Source organism: Nocardia sp. NBC_01499 (genome assembly GCF_045040275.1).
In the GTDB taxonomy this organism is placed as follows: domain Bacteria; phylum Actinomycetota; class Actinomycetes; order Mycobacteriales; family Mycobacteriaceae; genus Nocardia.
Genome location: NZ_CP109426.1, coordinates 7214479 through 7229888 on the forward strand (window position 1 = coordinate 7214479; position 15410 = coordinate 7229888).

Sequence of the window (15410 nt, forward strand, 5' to 3'; positions counted from 1 at the left end):
GCAACAAACCCCGTTCGGCATCCTTGGATTGCTGTCGGTGGTGGTCGTTAAGCTGGCCCCATGGAGATTGGAGCACACGTCAGGCAGGACGGCGACCCGATCGGTTTCGGCGAGAAACTAGGCGCCGACGTCATCCAGATGTTCGTTGTCGACCCGCAGAGCTGGGACAAGCCGACCCCGCATCCGCGGACCGAGGAGATCCTGGCAAGCCCGATCAACGTGGTGGTGCACTCGTCCTATCAGATCAATGTGGCGAGTCTGAACAATCGGCTGCGGATGCCGTCGCGCAACGCGGTGGCCCAGCAGGCCAAGGCCGCCGCCGACCTCGGCGCGTTCGGCCTCGTCGTGCACGGCGGCCATGTGCGCTCCGACGCCGAACTTGACACCGGAATCGACAACTGGCGCAAGCTGTTCGAGCGCCAGCAGGACAAGGGCGGCTTCGCGGTGCCGATCCTGATCGAGAACACCGCGGGCGGCAATCACGCCATGGCACGGCATTTCGACTCGATCGCCCGATTGTGGGACGCCGTCGGCGATTTCGACGCTGGCTTCTGCCTCGACACCTGCCACGCGTGGGCGGGCGGCGAGGAACTGATCGGCGTCGTCGACCGCATCAAGGCGATCACCGGCCGAATCGACCTGGTGCACTTGAACTCCTCGCGCGACGACTTCAACTCCGGCGCCGACCGGCACGCCAACTTCTCCGACGGGACGATCGATCCGGAACTGCTCGCCGAGGTCTGCAAAACCGCGGCCGCCCCGGTCATCCTGGAGACGCCCGCCGAGGGTGTCGCCGACGACCTGGCCTACCTCCGCGAACACCTCGGCTAACCGCCCTTGGTACGGGGCCTGGCGTGCGGCTTGGGATCAGGGCGACGAAAACCCTGGTGGTAGGGGTGGTTTCGGTGATGTGCTCGAGAACGTATTGATCGGATCTCGACTGCGAAGGTGATCTCATGACGGTCGCACACGCCCCCTCCACTGCCTCGGTGACCAAGCTCGGCGCCCGCATCGGCGCCAAGGTCGACAATGTTCGGCTCGGTGGTGACCTGGACGCGGGAACTGTCGAGGCGATCCGTCGTGCGCTGCACGAGCACAAGGTGATCTTCTTCCGCGGCCAGGACCACCTGGACGAGGACGGGCAGTACGAATTCGCGCAGCTGCTCGGCAGCCCGACCACGCCGCACCCGACGGTCACCTCGCACGGCGTGAAGAGCCTCGCCATCGACTCCGAGCACGGCCGCGCGAACAGCTGGCACACCGATGTCACCTTCGTCGACCGCATCCCGAAGGCGTCGATCCTGCGCGCGGTGCACCTGCCGACCTACGGCGGATCGACCACCTGGGCCTCCACCGTCGCCGCCTACGCGTCGCTGCCCGCGTCGCTCAAGCTGCTCGCGGAGAACCTGCGCGCCGTGCACACCAACGTCTACGACTACGCGGCCCGCAACGTGGAACCCCTGCGCCCGAACACTCAGGCCTACCGCGCCGAGTTCGAGTCGAGCTACTTCGAGACCGAGCACCCGGTGGTCCGGGTGCACCCGGAGACCGGTGAGCGGGCACTGCTGCTCGGCCACTTCGTCAAGCACTTCGTCGGCCTGTCCAGCGCCGAATCACAAACCCTGTACCGGCTTTTCCAAGACCGGGTTACCCGCCTGGAGAACACCACCCGCTGGAACTGGGCACCCGGCGACGTCGCGATCTGGGACAACCGCGCCACCCAGCACTACGCCATCGACGACTACGACGACCAGCCCCGCAAGCTCACCCGCATCACCCTGGCCGGCGACATCCCGGTCGGCGTCGACGGCACCGCGAGCACCAGCATCACCGGCAACGCCGAGCACTACTCGATCGTCGAGGACACCCAGCTGCTGGCCTCCTGACCGGCGCCGCGGTGCCGCACGCCGCGGCCGACCCACGTCGGCGAATCCACGGGCATCGATCATGCGCCACTGCCGGGGCGCATGATCTTGTTCGGTCGCAGCGAGGTGTCGTCGTAGGCCGCCGCTCGGGCCCCTGAGACACTAGTGCGATGAGTATTCGGCCGTTGGACGGTGTTCGCGTCCTGGAGCTGGGCAATTACATCGCCGCGCCGACCGCGGGGCGCATCCTCGGCGACTTCGGCGCCGAGGTCATCAAGGTGGAGCGGCCGAAGGCCGGTGACGAGTTGCGCAACTGGCGGCTCTACGGCGGCGACACCTCCATGCTCTACCGCACCGTCAACCGCAACAAGAAGTCGATCACGCTGGATCTGCACAGCGAAGCGGGCCGCGCCATCGTGCTGGACCTGATCCGCAAGAGCGATGTACTGCTGGAGAACTTCCGCCCAGGAATGCTGGAGAAATGGGGACTCGGCCCCGAGGTGCTCAACGAGGTGAACCCCAACCTGGTGATCACCAGAATCTCCGGTTACGGGCAGACCGGTCCACACGCGTCGCGGCCCGGCTTCGCCGCCGTCGCCGAGGCGGTCGGCGGCCTGCGCGAGCTGATGGGCGAACCAGACCGGCCGCCGGTGCGCACCGGCGTCTCCATCGGTGATTCGATCGCGGGCGTCTATGCCGCCTTCGGCACCGTGATGGCGCTGTTCCAGCGCGAACGCAAGCCGGACGACACGCCGATTCCGTTGCGCGAGCGTATTATTGACGTCGCGCTCAACGAAACGATCCTCTCGGTGATGGAATCCCTCGTCCCCGACTACCTCGCCTACGGCATCAACCGCAGCCGTGTCGGCGGCCTTGTCGAGGGCATCGCCCCCAGCAACGCCTACCCGTGCAGCGACGGGGTCAGCATCATCATCGGCGGCAATGGCGACGCCATCTTCCAGCGCTACATGCAGGTGATCGGCCGTCCCGACCTGGCAGCCGACCCGAAACTACACGACAACGCCGGCCGCTGGCGCCAGCACGACCGCCTCGACACGGCGATCACCGAGTGGACCATTCAGCACACCCGCGCCGACGCGCTGAAGATCCTCGAGGCCGCAGGCATCCCGTGCGGTCCCATCTACACCGCCGCCGATATCGTCGCCGACGAGCAGTACAAGGCGCGCAATATGATTCAGCCGTTCTCGGTGGATGTCGGTGCGGCGGAACCGAAGACGGTCGGCTTTCCCGGCATCGTCCCGGTGATCGGCGAGCAGTCCCTGCCCATCCGCAATATCGGCCCCGACCTAGGTGAACACACGCACGAGGTGTTGTCCGGGCTACTCGGCATGAGCGACAGCGAGATCGACGCCTTGGAGGCGAAATGAGGGAAGACCGCAGGCGTCCACCAGGGCGCGGTTCACGCGATATCCGTTCACCGGGATTCACCAGGCCGACGGTGCATCCGAACCCGGCGGGTGTGCACGAAAAGCCGTGGGGCGGCGTGATGTGTGCGCCGCGGCAGGAGCGAGACGAGCGGTGACCGAGGCGGTCCTGCGCGATGTCACCCTGCGAGATGGCTTGCAGCTCACCGGAAAGATGCTGCCGGTCGAGCGCAAGGTCGACATCGTCCGGCGGCTGCTCGGGCTCGGCGTGCCCGCACTGGAGATCGGCTCGATGGCGCGGCCGGACCTGGTGCCGCCGATGGCGAACACCATGGAACTCATCGCCGCGTTGAGTCCCGAAGAGCTGCAACGCTGTTGGGTGTGGGTGGCGACGCCGCGGCACGTCGAGAAGGCGGCCGCGGCGGGGGTGCGCAATTTCCAGTACTGCTTCTCGGTTTCCGACGCGCACAACAAGGCCAATATCGGCCGTAGTACCGAGGACAGCGTCGCCGCCATGCCCGACGCGGTCCGCCTCGCCGCGGCCGCCGGTGGTTCGATCCAGTTGTGCCTGGCTACCAGCTTCACCTGCCCGTTCGATGGCCCGGTCGATCCGGAACGGATCCTGGCCATCGCCAACGATCCGCGCACCGCAGGCGCCGACGATATCGTGATCGCCGACACCCTCGGCCAGGCCCATCCCGCACAGGTCGCCGCGCTGATCTCCGCCGTTCGTACCCGAACTCCGCAGCGTCGCATCGTCTTCCACGGTCACGACACCTGGGGGATGGGCGTCGCCAACACCCTGGCCGCGCTCCAGTCGGGTGCGACCATGGTCGACGGTTCGCTCGGCGGCCTCGGCGGATGCCCGTTCGCGCCCGGCGCCAGTGGTAACACCGCCACCGAGGACATTCTGTTCGCGACACGTCCCGCCTGGTTCACCCCGGCCACTCTCGCGGCGCTGGTCGACCTGTCCGAGGACATACTCGCGGACCTGGGTGAGCCCAATCGCTCCCGTACCGCCGAGGGTGCGCGCTCGAAAGCCGATGCGTTCGAATGGGTCAGCCAACCGTCCGCTGGTAAACCCTCGGACATCCGCCGATAACGCGCTCCGAGAAAGCGATCATGCGGTAGTTATCCGGCAATGATTTTTTCTTTCATCTCGGATACTCCGGGCGCTGTTTGGCCTGTCATGTTGTGCGCGTACACATTTCGGCTCGTGCCCCCATGATTGGTGTATTCCAGCGGTCGCGGCGCCGTGCTACCTCTATCGGGTCGGCACCGAGGGCTGTGTCGAATACGCTCTGAAAGGGAAAGTCTTTGAAGAAGTTCCGTACGTTCGGTTTCGTGTGTGTCACCGCGGCCTCCCTCGTGATGGCCGGGTCTGGACTGGCGATGGCCGACGAAGGTACCACTACGCCGAGTTCCGGTTCCGCGACCGGCTCCTCGGCTCTGGTCACCGGCCTCGCCAAGCTGCTGAGCAGCGGCAGCAGCCCGTTCTGCCCGGGTGGCGCGGGCTGCCCGAAGTAGTCTGATGCGTCGAGGTGTGCGATACCCATCGGCATCGCACACCTCGACCGGCTGCGGGTAAACATTCAGACATCTATTGCTCCGCGAGGCTCCGACCGGCAAACCTCGAGGTGAAGCTTGCGTAGTGAAGCCTGCATCTCGAATGTTGCGGGATCGGGTTGCGCGCGCTCATGTTTCGGTGGACCGATTGTGTCTTGCAACGCTGACCAGGTCTCGGTGCGTCCAGATTGTGCCATCTGTGAGCTATATCTCAAAGTTGCCACAAGTTCGCTACTGTGCAAGTCGGATGACATGGCGTCAAACATCCGCTGAACAGGCCGGTGTTGAACCGGTTGTGAGACAAGGACCGGCCTGCTTTCCGCTGGGTGACATCCGCTCGCGGTGTGAATCTCCAGTTACTCAAATGGTGGACGCATGTCCAAGAATCGTTCTGCGGTGATCCTGCCCCGTGATATCTCTATCGGGTCGGCACCGAGGGAGTGCCCACCGCTGTTCTCTGAAGGGAAAGTCTTTGAAGAAGTTCCGTATGTTCGGTGTCCTGCTCGTCGGCGCGACCGCCATCGTGCTCGGGGGCTCCGGCCTCGCGTCGGCCGAGGTCGTCGACACCCAGGTCGTCTCCGAGACCCAGCAGATCGCCGAACCCCCGCTGACCGGCTCGGCCGCGCTGACCGCTGGCCTCGCCAAGATCCTGAGCTCGGGCAGCGGCGCGATGTGCGCCAGCCCGGTCAAGGGCTGCCCCGGCGTGCCCGCCTAATTTCACCACCGGTGCTCTGCCCCGCCACGGCGGGGCAGAGCACTCGTGTATCACGCCCCGGTGTTTCCCGCCCTCAGGTGCCACTCGACGAGGTGGCGTGGGTCGGTTGGGCGTGTTTGGGCCGGGAGAGCGGCTCCACCGGCGGGGTCGCGCCGAAGTGCGTGCGAATTTCGCTGCAGGCGCTGATGATTCGGTCGACGTGCTGCTCGGACAGGCCAGCGTGCAGGCCGAAGCGGATCAGCGTGTGGTCGCGTGCGGTGGCCGGCGGACACAACAGTGCGCCGAAGATGCCGCGCGCCTCCAAGAAGTCTCGGATGGCCATGGCCCGCGCGTCGGGTCCGCCCTGCAGCGCGACGATGTGGCTCGCCGAACCCTCCAGATCGAATTCGAGCGTGGTCAGCGCCCGGCGCACCATGGTCGACAGCTCGCGTAGTCGCTGCCGCCGCCAGTTGTCGAGGCGGATCACGTCGAGTGTCGCGGCGAGGCCCGCGATGTCGTGTGGCAGCAGCGTCGAGGAGAAGACCGCGGGATGCGACTCCAGCTTGAAGTAGTCGACGAAATCGACGGTGTTCGCGCCGATGAACCCGGCGCGGCCACCAAATGCCTTGGCCAGACTGGCGATTCGGTACGGCACCCGTTCGGTCAGGCCCAGTGCCGCGACCATGCCCGCGCCGGCCGGCCCGTCGGTGCCGAGCGCGTGCGATTCGTCGACGACGAGCACGCTGTCGGTTTCGTCCGCGACATCACAGATCTGGGTCAGCGGACTGCGACTTCCGTTGCTGCCGTAGATCGCGTCCACCGCGATGATCCCCGGCCCGTGCGCCCGAATCTGCTCGCGTAGGTGCCCGGGAAAGTTGTGCCGGAACGAATATATCGGCGCCCCGGTCACTTTCGCGCCGTCCCAGAGCGACATGTGCGCGAATTGATCGATGTAGACCGGCGTTGCGGGGTCCGCGATCGACTGCATCAGCCCGACCTTCGCGTCCCATCCGGATTGGCACAGAATTCCGGCGGGCGCCCGCATATGTTCGGCGAGTGCCCGTTCCAGCACGACCTGCGGATGATTTCCGGGCAGATAAGCACCCGACGCGAATCTGCCAACATAGGTAGACCGCAGCGCCGTCCTGATCGCATGGGTGATCCGCGGATCGGCGGTCAACGCCAGGTAATCGTTACCGCTGACAACGATGTCACCATATCTGGGCGCCCGGCCATGCAGCATGTGCCGCCCACCCCATTGCCCGGCAAGCCTGTCCGAATGGAATCTGTCGACGCGCAGGCGAATCCGTTCGGCGACGGTTGCGGCCATGGAACTCCTTTCGCCAACAACAGCTACTTCAGAGCACACGCAGATCGATTGAACCACCGTGGCATCGGGCCAGGGCCATATTCAGTAACTTGACGGATGACCACTAATTTGTCCGCTGACGTTCGCCGCCAACAGGATTGCAACCTCGCTATACGCGAGCAGCCGCAATGGTGCAGCAATCAAAGTCATCTGACGGTCGCGTCAGATCTGCGACGCGCGGTACATCGGGAGATGGCAGTCCCTCGTCGTGTTAAGCGCCCCTCGACGGGCAGCGTCGCGGATGCGTTCATCGCACGCAGACATGAGTTGCGCCTGACGCAGGCTGACCTTGCCGATCTTGCGGGTGTTTCGCGGTCGAGCGTGCAGGCGCTCGAGGCCGGTCAGGCGTCGGTTCGGTTGTCGCTGGTTCAGGAGATCGCCGCCGCCCTCGGCTGTGACCTCATACTGACGACACGTTCAGGTGTAAGGGTTGCCGGCTAATGGCATTCTCCTCACCCGGTGTCCAGGCCAAAGTCTCGGCCCTCGAATTCAGCGTGCCCATCGGCACCACGTCCGGGTCGGCGATCCTCGAGCTTGCTCCCCGGGACGGTTTTCCGCAGCTGGTCGAAAACGAGAACTTCTTCATGAACCTGGCGCGGGAGTGTGGTGTGCCTGTCAGGTGCTCGGGCTCTATCCTGCGGAGAAGTACCGGATGAAGACAGAAGCTCACCCGGGCAGTCATGATCCAAGCCGCCGAACGACTCTCGGTGCCCCGGCGAGCAATGGACCGGGCTCTCGACCGGATCGTCGCCGGGGTCTCGGATGGCGTCGAGCGAGTATCCACCATCGGATTCGCCGACAAGCACACCGCCATGCTGGAAGCGATGCTTCGCCGACGGGCCCAAGAACTTTCGTAGCTGAACCTCAGCGGGTGGCGCGGGGGGCGCCGGGGCCGGGGTCGATGCGGGTTGGGCCGGATGCTGTTGGGACGATGGGGAAGTCGAAGATGGCGGTGGGGATGTAGACGGTGGCACAGGAATTGGGGATGTCTACAACGCCGGAGAAGCGGCCCTCGATGGGGGCGGCGCCGAGCAGGAGGTAGGCCTGTTCGGGGGTGTAGCCGAACTTGGTGAGGTAGTCGATGGCGTGCAGGCAGGCGCGTTCGAAGGACAGCTGCGAGTCGAGGTAGCGCTGTTCGCCGTCGAGGGTGACCGAGGTGCCCGAAAAGGCCAGGTACTCAGCGTAATTGGGGCCGGAGTTGCCCGGGACGAAGATGGCGTTCTCGCTGACGCCGTAGAGCTCCATGCCGTTCTTGATGAGATCGACCCGCAGGTCGATGAATCCGCCCATCTCGATCGCGCCGCAGAAGGTGATCTCGCCGTCGCCCTGGGAGAAGTGCAGATCGCCGACGGAGAGGTGGGCGCCGTCGACGAACACCGGATAGAACACCCGGCTGCCGCGGGTGAAGTTCTTGATGTCCTGATTGCCGCCGTTCTCGCGCGGCGGCGCGGTGCGCGCGGCATCGGCGGCGACCCGGTCGAACTCGGCACCGGAGAGCGAGCCGAGGATGGCGTCGCGCGGTTCGGGCGGCAGCGCCAGCGGCGGCACCCGATGTGGGTCGGTCGCTATGAGCGCCCCCTCGCGGGCGTTCCACTGGGAAAGCAGCGCGGCCGACGGCGCGGTACCCATCAGGCCCGGATGGGTCATTCCGGTGAACTTCACCCCGGGAATGTGGCGCGAGGTGGTGGTCTGCCCGCTGAAATCCCAGATCGCCTTGTACGCGTCGGGGAAGTGTTCGGTGAGGAAGCCGCCGCCGTTGTCGGTGGCGAAGATGCCGGTGTAACCCCAGCCCTGACCGGCGAGCGGACCCGAATCCTCCTGCGGGATGGGGCCGATGTCCAGAATGTCGACGATGAGCAGGTCGCCGGGTTGCGCGCCCTCGATCGCGAACGGACCCGACAGGCAGTGCACCGTGCTGAGCGGCGCGTTCAACACGTCCTCGGCGGAGTCGTCGTTGCGGATCGCGCCGTCGAACCACTCGCGCACATGCACCCGGAACTCGGCGCCGGGCTTGACGGTCACCGCGGCGGGAATGTCGGGATGCCACCGGTTGTGGCCGACGAACGCCTGCTCGGTGAACCGCTTGCCGGAATCGAGTGGGAACAGTAGCTCTGGCATCGTATGTCCTTCGGTGTCAGGGGCGGGGAAGCTTGCGGTGCAATGGGTTTCGCGTCACAGGCAGCGACCGGCGTCGCGGCGGCGCTGCGACGACCGACGGCTCGCTCGCCGTGCGTTCGGTCGCATCGATGAGTCGGGTGGCGGCCGAGCCCGGCCGGATCAGCGCCGCGACACCGAACTGCCGTTTGCTGCTCGACGCGCAATCCGGGCACGGCGCGGCGGTGGGCACCTCGGCCATCGCGAAGGCGAGATCGAAGCCGCCGCAGGCGCGGCAGTGGAACCTGTAGAGGGGCACGGTGACCTCATTAGTTTCATTTGAATATGTTTCGTATGACGACGATACAAAGCCCGGCAGATCGCCGCAGCGAAACCGGACGGTGAAGTTCGTGTTACGAGTTCAGGAGTTGAGTTCGGCGAGCACGCTGAATTCGAGCGCGTCGGCGTCGGCCAGATAGACCGGCTGGGTCGTGTGCGCGCCGCGGACCCGCACCTCGCCACGCGGGCCGCCGTAGCTGACCCTCGGCGCGTTGCGTTCGATGGCGCGCAGGTCGAGGCTGCGCGCGGACTCGGCCAGCGAGGCGAACAGCAGCAGTCCCTCGTAGCAGGATTCGCCGATGTTGTTGAGCGCGGGCGCGGCCGGGCCGAACTCGCGCAGATAGCGCGCGCCGAAATCCATCCCGGCCGGTGACACGACACTCTCGAAATAGCCGCTGGCGGTGAACAATCCGCGGGTGCTGTCGGCGCCGCCCGCGTACAGCACGTCCTCGCCGATCATCATGCTCAGCCGCAGCCTGCCGTCATCGAGGCCCGCCTCGGCGAAGGCGAGGTTGAACGCGGCGCAATCCGCGCCGACCATGAACAGCAGTACGCCCTGCGCCGGTGTGCGGTGGATCAGCTCTAGTGCCTGCCGGAAGTCACGTCCGCCGAGCGGCACGAAGGACTCCCCGACGATCTCGATATCGGTGTCGCACACGAATTCCCTGGTGGCCCTCGCGGTTTCCCGCGGCCACACATAGTCGTTGCCGACAACGAACCAGCGGCGGATGCCGTGCTCGGCGCGCAGCCAGCGCAGCGCGGGGAACAGCTGCTGCTCCGGTGTCTCGCCGACCATGTAGACGCCGTCGGAGTCCTCGCCGCCCTCGTAGAAGGTGGTGTAGACGTAGGGCACCCGGCCCGCCGTGTGCGGCGTGATCACCTTGCGCGCGTTGGACAGATGCCATCCGACGACGCCGTCGACCATGCCGGTGTCGACCATCCGGCCGATCGTCGCGGCAAGGACGGGCAGCGGCGCGCCCGCGTCGACGGGGTGCAGCCGGACCGGCCGATCGAGGATGCCGCCCGCGGCGTTGATATCCGCGACGGCCAGTGACGCGCAGGCCTCACAGGACGGCCCGAACAAACCCGCGGATCCACTCCTTGGCACCACGAGTGCGATATCAACCGTGGAGCGACGAAAACCGTAGCGCGGCAACGGAATCACCACCGTATATTTCCATTTGAATATTAACCATACGGGGTTGGATATAGTACTTGGGTGGACAATAGCACCGCTCCCGCCGCGCTGGAGGAATTGGCCAGGCTTGTGCGCAGGGCGTCGCAGGAACTCGACCGGGCCATCGCGACCAGCCTCGGCGACGGTTCCGTCACGCGCTGGCACGCCCTCGCGGCGGTGGTGGACGGCGTCGGCCACCCGATGTCGCACCTCGCGGAGGCGACCCTGCTCACCGGGGCAAACCTGACCCGGCTGATCGACGGGATGATCGCCGACAATCTGGTGCACCGCAAAGTCGACGACACCGATCGCCGCCGGGTGCTGGTGTTCCCGACCCGCCGCGGGCTGCTCGCCTACCAGTCGATGAACAGCGCCGTCGGCGCGAGCGGCCTTGACGTGCTCGCCGCGGGTAATGGTCGATTGGCCAAGTCGCTCGCGGGGTTGGTCGTCCGACTGCAGGCCGAACCCGTTACCACGTAACCCGCGCCCGCGCATCGATACTCGGCGAGTCGGGGAATTCCCTGATGGCGCGTGGGCGCGAACGCGGTAAGACTGGTGTGCATGACTTCGCAAGCTTTGGATGCCGACACCCCTGACGTGGCGGTTCCGACCGATATCGCGGCCCGCGCTATCGACCTGGTCAAGGTCTACGGGTCCGGAGATACCCAGGTCCGGGCGTTGGACGGGGTGTCGGCCGAGTTCGCGAAGGGGGAATTCACGGCGATCATGGGGCCCTCCGGCTCCGGCAAGTCGACCTTGATGCACTGCCTGGCCGGGCTGGACAGCGCGAGCACCGGCACCGTCCGGATCGGCGACACCGACCTGGCCGGCCTCTCGGACAAGCAGATGACCCGGCTGCGGCGGGACCGGATCGGGTTCGTCTTCCAGGCGTTCAACCTGGTGCCGACGCTGACGGCCTTGGAGAACATCACGCTGCCGCTCGACATCGCCGGGCGCAAGCCGGATCAGGCCTGGCTCGATACCGTGCTCGAGCGGCTCGGCCTCAACGATCGGCTCACCCATCGACCGAGCGAGTTGTCCGGCGGGCAGCAGCAGCGGGTGGCCTGCGCGCGGGCGCTCGCGGGCAAGCCGGAGATCATCTTCGGCGACGAGCCGACCGGCAACCTCGACTCGAAGGCCTCCGAGGAGGTGCTGTCGATCCTGCGGGCCGCGGTGGACGAGTTCCGGCAGACCGTGGTGATCGTCACACACGAGCCGCATGCCGCCGGGTTCGCCGACCGGGTGGTGTTCCTCGCCGACGGCCGGATCGTCAACGAAATGCGTGATCCCACCTCCGATACTGTCCTCGATCGGATGAAGGCGCTGGAGCAAGCGTGATGGCCGGTAGTCCGATGCGGAAGGTCGCGCTGCGCAACCTATCCGCACATAAGGTGCGTCTCGCGCTCACGTTGTTGTCGGTGGTGCTCGGCACCGCGTTCATCGCGGGTTCGTTCGTGTTCACCGACACGCTGCAGCGCACGTTCGACGGAATCTTCGCCGGGCAGGCGAAAGGTGTCGATGTTCGAGTAAGTCCCAAAGAGCGTCAGGCGCAAGGTGTTCCGAACAACATCGTCGATCAACTGCAGAAGTATCCCGGGGTGCGCACGATCGCGCCGAGCGTGAACGGCGTCCTGGTCCTGCTGACGCCGGATGGGAAGAAAGCGATCCAGACCGGTGGCGCGCCCACCGTCGGCCAGTCGTACCTGCCGCCGGAACAGGCTGTCGCCGAGCCGAACAAGTTCGTCCAGGGCGTGCCGCCAACGAAAACGGGTGAGATCGCGATCAACACCGGCGGCGCGGAACGGGCCGGGCTCAAGGTCGGCGATCACACCAAGGTGATGATTCCATCGCAGGGCAATCCGATCGATGTCACGCTCACCGGCATCTACCAAGTGCCTTCGGACACCGGTGGTTTCATCGGCGTGCTGTTCGACGACGCTCAGGCGCGCAAGCTGTTCACCGACGGCTTGCACGTGGCCTACGTCGACATCGCGGCCACCGGCATACCCGGCGACCAACTGCGCGACAATCTCGCCAAGGCGCTGCCGAACTACAAGGTGCAGAATGGCGATCAGGTGCGCGCGGACCTGAAGAAGGAAGTCTCCAACGCGCTCAACTTCATCAACTACTTCCTGCTCGCGTTCGGCGCGATCGCGCTGATCGTCGGGACGTTCATCATCTACAACACCTTCTCGATGATCGTCGCGCAGCGGCTGCGTGAACTCGCGTTGCTCCGAGCCGTCGGGGCCAGCCGACAACAGGTCGGCCGGTCCGTGGTTGCGGAGGCGTTCGTCATCGGATTGGTCGGCAGCGCACTGGGATTGGCCGGTGGCGTCGGGTTGGCGTTCGGGTTGTCCGCGGTGCTCAACGCGTTCGATCTCGGGTTGCCCACCGGGTCGTTGGCGGTTTTGCCGCGCACCATCGTGGTCGGGTTGCTCGTCGGCCTCGCCGTGACGGTGCTCAGCGCCTACGCGCCTGCCCGCCGGGCGGCGAAGATCCCGCCCGTCGAGGCGATGCGCGAGGAATTCGCTTCCGCCGGTGACTCTTTGCGGGTGCGCACGCTGGTCGGCGCGGTGCTCGCGGTGGCGGGTGCGGTGCTCGTCTATGTCGGGGCGCAATCCACCGGTGGCGACGCGGCGTTGACCGTCGGTGCCGGAGCGTTGGCGCTGATCCTCGCGGTTCTGCTTGCCGCGCCGGCGCTTTCGCGGCCGGTGGTCGGCGGGCTCGGCATGCTGACCCGCCCGTTCGGGCCGATCGGGCGGATGGCGCGCAACAATGCCGCCAGGAACCCGCGCCGCACGGCCGCAACGGCTTTCGCGCTCACCCTCGGGCTGATGCTGGTCACCGCGATCGGCATGCTCGGCGCCTCGGCGAAGGCGAGTGTCGGGGTGCTGGTCGACAAGGGGGTGAAGTCGGAATACGTGCTGGCCGGACAGCAGTTCGTCGGGGTGCCGTTCGGCGCCGCCGACGCGGTCCGCAAGTCGGTGCCCGGGGTAGCCGATGTGGTCGGGATTCGCGGTGTCGGCTTCAAGATCGGCGACGACCAGATCGGCGGCACGTCGCCGGACGGCAACCTCGATCAGGCACTCAACTACGAAATCCTGCGTGGCGGTGCGGCTCTCGGCGATCGGGACATGCTGGTATCCGAGGACGAAGCCGACAAGCGCGGCTGGCGGGTCGGCCAGCAGGTCTCGCCGGTCAGCTTCGACGGCAAGAAGGTTCCGCTCACCGTCACCGGCATCTACCGCAAGACGCCGCTGCTCGGCGCGCTTGTGGTGTCGCCGGTTGTGTACAAGGAGGTGGTGCCGGTCAACTTCCAGAGCAATGTCGTCGTACTGGTCACCGCCAAGCCCGGCGCGAACCTGACCGAGATGCGCAGCGATCTGGAGAAGGCGGTCGAACCGTTCCCGGTGGTCCAGGTGCAGGACCGGGAGGAATTCAAAGGCGCGCAAGGTAAACAGATCAATACCCTGCTCGCCATCCTCTACGGCCTGCTCGCGCTCGCGGTGGTGATCGCGATCCTCGGCATCGTCAACACCCTCGCGCTGTCCGTGGTGGAGCGGCGCCGCGAGATCGGCATGCTGCGCGCGGTCGGCATGCAACGCGCCCAAGTGCGCCGAACCATCTATCTGGAATCCATGCTCATCGCCGTGTTCGGCGCCATTATCGGCATGCTGCTCGGACTGGGTCTCGGCGTGGGGTTCCTGCGGACCCTGCGTGATCTCGGCCTCGATCAGATCGCCATCCCGTGGTCCCAACTGGTCCTGGTCTTGGTGAGCTCGGGGGTGGTCGGGGTACTGGCCGCCCTCTGGCCCGCGGTCCGTGCGGCCCGAACCCCACCCTTGGCGGCCATCGCCGACCTGTAGCGCAGCGCTGTCCGGCGGGCCCTGGTTTTCCAGGGCCCGCTGTGCTGTTTTCGCAGCTCTGTTGTGGAATCGACTGGCCCGCAGCAGGTCAGGGGCTGGCATGGGCGCGCCCTGTCTGTCTTGTCGCACCCCGATGAAGTTGGCCGGAAGACGATGCTAGGTTAAACGGAGGATGTAACTCCACTTAATTGCCGTGATCGGCCTGGTGCGATGAGGAAGGAGGCCGCGGGCAATGGTGGCTGTTGGTCTTGGCGGGTCCGGTGCCGAGGCGGCGCCGGGCGGCATCGTCGAGCGGGTGCGGGCGACGGTGCACGGCCGCGGCGGTGAGGCGATCGGGCAGCTCGCGCTGATCACCGTGCTCTATCTCGGCTATCGCGTCGGCCGGATGGTCACCGCCGACGACACGGTGCGCGCGTTCGGCAACGCGCATCGCATGCTCGGCCTGGAGGACCGGCTCTGGCTGCCCGACGAGACGGCGCTGCAGTCGGTCTTCGTGCGGCACGATTCCTTCGCGGTACCCGCCAACTTCTATTACGCCACCGCGCATTTCACCGTCGCGGTGGCGGTCCTGTTGTGGCTGTGGATGTTTCGTCCCGAACATTATCGGTGGACCCGAAACCTGATGGCCGCGTTGACCGCCGCCGCGCTGGTGGTGCACGTGCTGGTCCCGCTCGCGCCGCCGCGCATGCTGCCGGACCACGGGTTCGTCGATCTGGCCGCCGTGCACGGCCAATCCGTCTATGGCTCAGCCGAATCCGGTGGCCTGTCCAACCAATTCGCCGCCATGCCCTCGCTGCACGTCGGCTGGGCGCTGCTGCTCGCCGTCGCGGTGGTCGCGGCGACCCGCACACGGTGGCGCTGGCTTGCCCTGGCCCACCCGACCCTGACCACCTTGATCGTCGTCGGCACCGGTAACCACTACTGGCTCGACGTCTACGTTGCGATCGGTTTGCTGGCCGTGGCCGCCCTGCTGCACCCCAAGCTCGTCCCGACCTCGGCGACCGCGTGGGGCATCATGGGCCCTGTGGCGGCGAAACCCCTTATGACCAGCTGAA

16 protein-coding genes are annotated in these 15410 nt (G+C 66.3%); 12 read left to right on the forward strand and 4 right to left on the reverse strand.

Annotation, left to right across the window (positions count from 1 at the left end):
• The first annotated feature begins 60 nt into the window (after positions 1-60).
• The 6 genes from OG203_RS33070 to OG203_RS33095 all read left to right on the forward strand — a co-directional run bounded on the left by OG203_RS33070 (position 61) and on the right by OG203_RS33095 (position 5531).
• Positions 61-831, forward strand: a complete 771-nt coding sequence (locus OG203_RS33070) for a deoxyribonuclease IV (RefSeq protein WP_405161148.1) — start codon at positions 61-63, stop codon at positions 829-831.
• Positions 832-956: 125 nt separating this feature from the next.
• Entirely contained in the window at positions 957-1886 is a 930-nt protein-coding gene (locus OG203_RS33075) for a TauD/TfdA dioxygenase family protein (RefSeq protein WP_405161149.1), read from the forward strand.
• 149 nt (positions 1887-2035) lie between these two features.
• Complete coding sequence (locus OG203_RS33080; RefSeq protein ID WP_405161150.1) at positions 2036-3253, forward strand: CaiB/BaiF CoA transferase family protein; 1218 nt, start codon at positions 2036-2038, stop codon at positions 3251-3253.
• Between the two features lie 151 nt (positions 3254-3404).
• Positions 3405-4352 (forward strand): hydroxymethylglutaryl-CoA lyase, encoded by a 948-nt coding sequence (locus OG203_RS33085; RefSeq protein ID WP_405161151.1) that lies wholly within the window; start codon positions 3405-3407, stop codon positions 4350-4352.
• Between the two features lie 215 nt (positions 4353-4567).
• Positions 4568-4777: a hypothetical protein gene (locus OG203_RS33090; protein ID WP_405161152.1), complete on the forward strand. Its 210-nt coding sequence runs from the start codon at positions 4568-4570 to the stop codon at positions 4775-4777.
• Positions 4778-5288: 511 nt separating this feature from the next.
• On the forward strand, positions 5289-5531 hold the full coding sequence (locus tag OG203_RS33095) for a hypothetical protein (protein WP_405161153.1): 243 nt from the start codon (positions 5289-5291) through the stop codon (positions 5529-5531).
• Positions 5532-5604: 73 nt separating this feature from the next.
• Here OG203_RS33095 and cqsA read toward each other — a convergent pair whose 3' ends face one another.
• Entirely contained in the window at positions 5605-6840 is a 1236-nt protein-coding gene (gene cqsA, locus OG203_RS33100) for an alpha-hydroxyketone-type quorum-sensing autoinducer synthase (protein WP_405161154.1), read from the reverse strand.
• A 96-nt stretch (positions 6841-6936) separates the two neighbouring features.
• Here cqsA and OG203_RS33105 point away from each other — a divergent pair, with 96 nt between their 5' ends.
• Together OG203_RS33105 and OG203_RS33110 are read left to right on the forward strand one after the other, a co-directional pair.
• Positions 6937-7320: a helix-turn-helix transcriptional regulator gene (locus OG203_RS33105; protein ID WP_405161155.1), complete on the forward strand. Its 384-nt coding sequence runs from the start codon at positions 6937-6939 to the stop codon at positions 7318-7320.
• Between the two features lie 239 nt (positions 7321-7559).
• Entirely contained in the window at positions 7560-7736 is a 177-nt protein-coding gene (locus OG203_RS33110; RefSeq protein WP_405161156.1) for a hypothetical protein, read from the forward strand.
• Positions 7737-7743: 7 nt separating this feature from the next.
• Here OG203_RS33110 and fmdA read toward each other — a convergent pair whose 3' ends face one another.
• The 3 genes from fmdA to OG203_RS33125 all read right to left on the reverse strand — a co-directional run bounded on the left by fmdA (position 7744) and on the right by OG203_RS33125 (position 10480).
• Positions 7744-8997: a formamidase gene (gene fmdA / locus OG203_RS33115; protein WP_405161157.1), complete on the reverse strand. Its 1254-nt coding sequence runs from the start codon at positions 8995-8997 to the stop codon at positions 7744-7746.
• 16 nt (positions 8998-9013) lie between these two features.
• Positions 9014-9235, reverse strand: coding sequence for a zinc ribbon domain-containing protein (locus tag OG203_RS33120; protein WP_405168080.1), 222 nt, complete (start codon positions 9233-9235; stop codon positions 9014-9016).
• A 159-nt stretch (positions 9236-9394) separates the two neighbouring features.
• A complete protein-coding gene (locus tag OG203_RS33125; RefSeq protein WP_405161158.1) occupies positions 9395-10480 on the reverse strand; it encodes a substrate-binding domain-containing protein in 1086 nt (361 codons plus the stop codon).
• Between the two features lie 51 nt (positions 10481-10531).
• Between OG203_RS33125 and OG203_RS33130 the strand changes: the two genes are divergently transcribed.
• From OG203_RS33130 to OG203_RS33145, 4 genes are all read left to right on the forward strand, one after another.
• Positions 10532-10969: a MarR family winged helix-turn-helix transcriptional regulator gene (locus OG203_RS33130; protein WP_405161159.1), complete on the forward strand. Its 438-nt coding sequence runs from the start codon at positions 10532-10534 to the stop codon at positions 10967-10969.
• Between the two features lie 81 nt (positions 10970-11050).
• Complete coding sequence (locus OG203_RS33135; RefSeq protein ID WP_405161160.1) at positions 11051-11827, forward strand: ABC transporter ATP-binding protein; 777 nt, start codon at positions 11051-11053, stop codon at positions 11825-11827.
• Entirely contained in the window at positions 11827-14355 is a 2529-nt protein-coding gene (locus OG203_RS33140) for an ABC transporter permease (protein ID WP_405168081.1), read from the forward strand. The genes OG203_RS33135 and OG203_RS33140 overlap by 1 nt, the downstream gene beginning before the upstream one ends.
• Before the next feature lie 232 nt (positions 14356-14587).
• Positions 14588-15409 (forward strand): phosphatase PAP2 family protein, encoded by an 822-nt coding sequence (locus OG203_RS33145; RefSeq protein WP_405161161.1) that lies wholly within the window; start codon positions 14588-14590, stop codon positions 15407-15409.
• Position 15410: the final 1 nt, after the last annotated feature.